Genomic DNA, 3,247 nt, shown 5'->3' on the forward strand with positions numbered 1-3,247 from the left:
GTATAGCTGCCGGCATTTTGTGAAATGGCTCGGTGTCTTAGGCGTCTGTATTTGCTGGGAAATCGAGGATGCCTTAAAGTCCGTTCATAACAAACAATTCAAGCAGACCAAAAACGTGTGGCATTTTCAGTTTGCGGTGAGTTATGTGTTTAAGGTGATATGCAGAAACGGTATTTGTACGTTTTTGGCTACTTAATTGGGCGTTAGCTGCCATCCATGTTCAGAGGAGGAACAATAAATGGAATATCCACTTAAAGGAGCATGTCAGTGCGGACAAGTTACCTATGAATTACATGACAAACCATTAATGGTCTTTGCTTGTCACTGTACAGAGTGTCAAAAGTTATCTACTAGCCCATTTAGCATCACAGCAGTTGTTGATGCAGAAAAAATAGAGTTTTCTGGTCAACTGAAAAGTTGGGAGCGCTTAGCAGATAGTGGCAATCGTAACTGTGCGATGTTTTGTCCAAACTGTGGAAACAGAATTTATCATTTCAACCCAGATGCACCGGAAACAGTTAAGTTAAAGTTAAAACCAATTGATCTATCGTCAGCGGACATTTTTGAACCTCAAGCGCATGTTTGGGTTAGTGAAAAACTCGATTGGTATCATATACCAAATAATGTAAAGGTCTTTCCTAAGCAGCCGGGCTAGCAGCTAACAAACTGCTTAAGAGGGATTCGCAATGCGTGGCATTTTTACTAAGCGTTGAATTTAGTGATTAAGGCGGTATGCGGCGGCTTCGTATTGTGTTGCTCACCCCTTGTTAGGGCATTATATCGCTTTGATAATTCTGGGGTTGTAAGGAATTCGAAAGTTGCTGGCTTCAGTGTTTTTGAGGTCGATTCCTTAGCCTGAATCAAGGTGGTAAACCTTAGTAAACCAAGCCATTGCAGTTCTTCCAAATTATCTGGGTTCATCAAATTTTGAAGCTTGATTTTCGGTTTGTTCTTCTAAATTCTCGACTGAATCGGTGATTTGGGTTTAGTGGTCTGGTTGCAGTGGATTTTGTTGGCTAAGATGCAGTTCATTGAATGCAAGCTAAGTGCTTCATTGCCAAGTGAGTTTGCTTGCTTGTATCGCTCTAACAAAAGCTTCAAACCGACAAACAACGCGTGGCATTTTTGGTTTGCAGTGAATTTAGTGTTTAAGGCGTAATACAGCGGCTTGTTTTGTGCGTTGTCTGCGGTTTAAGCTGGCGTTATAGCGCTTTGAAAATTCAAGGGTTGTCAGGTTCTCGAAAGTTGCTGGCTTCAGTGTTTTCGAGTTCGATTCCTCAACCCACATCAAGGTGGTTAACTCGGCGCAAACCAAGTAGCTGCAAGCTTTCAAAACCAATTGGGAATGCTGGATTTTGAAGCTTGGTTTTCGGTTTGTTCTTCTCAATTCTCGACTGAATCGGTGTTTTGGGCTTTGTGGACTGGTTGCAGGTACTCACTTTAGCTAAGATGTCGTCCATTGAATGCAAGCGAAGTGCTTCATTGCCAAGCGAGTCTGTTTGCTTGTATCGCTCTAACAAAAGCTTCAAACCGACAAACAACGCGTGGCATTTTTAGCTTGCGGTGAATTTAATGTTTAAGGCGCAATGCAGCGACTTGTTTTGTGCGTTGTCTGCGGTTTAAGCTGGCGTTATAGCGCTTTGATAATTCAAGGTTTGTAAGGGATTCGAAAATTGCTGGCTTCAGTGTTTTCGAGTTCGATTCCTCAATCATATCCAAGGTGGAAAATCCTCAGAAAACCAAGTTGCTGTAAGCTTTAAAACCAATTGGGTTAGCCGGATTTTGAAGTTTGGCATTCGGTTTGTTCTTCTAAATATTCGACTGATTCGGTGTTTTGAGTTTTGTGGTCTGGTTGCAGTAGGTTTTGTTGGCTAAGATGCCGTCCATTGAATGCAAGTTAAGTGCTTCATTGCCAAGTAAAGTGCTTCATTGCCAAGTAAAGTCTGTTTGCTTGTATCGCTCTAACAAAAGCTTCAAACCGACAAACAACGCGTGGCATTTTTAGTTTGCGGTGAATTTAGTGTTTAAGGTGCAATGCGGCAGCTTGTTTTGTGCGTTGTCTGCGGTTTAAGCTGGCGTTATGAAGCATCTAGAAAAATTCAGTAAAATTAGGGGATAAGGTTCAACGTTTGCTTTTCTTTTCATCATGATTAGAATCTTTCCCAATTGAAAATCCGTTGTGTTTCTTTGGTGAAATGCCGCTTGGGTTTCATCAAAAGGCAAATTGGCTGTTTGGGTATTTTTGCCAAGTGATTCTTTCTAGCAGCCATTTGCTGCGCCGTGATTTTTGCGGGGCGGCAGTACATTGAAAAACTCCAAACTTGGCGGATGTTTTAAGTCAACTCGTTGTGGGTTTATCGTGTAGCTGCCAACATTTTGTGAAATGGCTCTGTGTCTCAACCTTCTGTATTTGCTGGGAAATCGAGGATGCCGTAAAGTCCGTTCATAACAAACAATTCAAGCAGACCAAAAACGTGTGGCATTTTTAGTTTGCGGTAAATTTAGTGATTAAGGTGGCTTGCAGGAACGGCATTTGTACGTTTTTGGCTACTTAATTGGGCGTTATAGCGCTTTGATAATTCAAGGGTTGTAAGGAATTCGAAAGTTGCTGGCTTCAGTGTTTTTGAGTTCGATTCCTTGACCTGCACCAAGGTGGAGAATTCTCTATCAGCCAAGCTGCTTTGGGATCTCATGCCAGTTGGGGACACCGGATTTTGAAGTTTGGTTTTCGGTTTGTTCTTCTAAATTCTCGACCGAATCGGTGTTTTGAGTTTTGTGGTCTGGTTGCAGTAGGTTTTGTTGGCTAAGATGGTTTTCATTGAATGCAAGCTAAGTGCTTCATTGCCAAGTGAGTTTGTATGCTTGTATCGCTCTAACAAAAGCTTCAAACCGACAAACAACGCGTGGCATTTTTGGTTTGCGGTGATTTTAGTGTTTAAGGCGTAATGCGGCGGCTTGTTTTGTGCGTTGTCTGCGGTTTAAGCTGGCGTTATAGCGCTTTGAGAATTCAAGGGTTGTCAGGTTCTCGAAAGTTGCTGACTTCAGTGTTTTTGAGTTCTATTCCTTAGTCAGCTTCAAGGTGTGAAATTCTCCGCAAGCCAAGTCGTTGTGGGATTTCCAAGGCTTTGTTGCGTAATTCATTGGAACTAAATCAAGAACCTACGATCTGATCAGCTACATTCACTTCACCTCGTAGCCCAATGCCTAAACCTTGTTACAAAACCACCAACTGGAAGCAATACAATCA

The 3,247-nt window shown here is 42.1% G+C and carries 3 protein-coding genes; 2 read left to right on the plus strand and 1 reads right to left on the minus strand.

Features of this window, described 5'->3' with window-relative positions:
• Together HC752_RS24935 and HC752_RS23805 are read left to right on the plus strand one after the other, a co-directional pair.
• Window positions 1–196, plus strand: a 196-nt coding sequence (locus HC752_RS24935) for a hypothetical protein (protein ID WP_238930621.1), incomplete at its 5' end; no start/stop codon positions are given.
• A gap of 42 nt (window positions 197–238) precedes the next feature.
• Window positions 239–655 carry a GFA family protein gene (locus tag HC752_RS23805; protein WP_042603421.1) on the plus strand — a complete coding sequence of 139 codons (417 nt, stop codon included), beginning with the start codon at window positions 239–241 and terminating at the stop codon, window positions 653–655.
• 622 nt (window positions 656–1,277) lie between these two features.
• Here HC752_RS23805 and HC752_RS23810 read toward each other — a convergent pair.
• Window positions 1,278–1,520 carry a hypothetical protein gene (locus tag HC752_RS23810; protein ID WP_190337671.1) on the minus strand — a complete coding sequence of 81 codons (243 nt, stop codon included), beginning with the start codon at window positions 1,518–1,520 and terminating at the stop codon, window positions 1,278–1,280.
• Window positions 1,521–3,247: the final 1,727 nt, after the last annotated feature.

Source organism: Vibrio sp. S9_S30 (assembly GCF_014694455.1).
Taxonomy (GTDB): Bacteria; Pseudomonadota; Gammaproteobacteria; order Enterobacterales; family Vibrionaceae; genus Vibrio.

Excerpts from the sequence above, each read along its gene's own strand:
- HC752_RS23805 (WP_042603421.1), top strand. The coding sequence starts at position 239 with ATGGAATATCCACTTAAAGGAGCATGTCAGTGCGGACAAGTTACCTAT.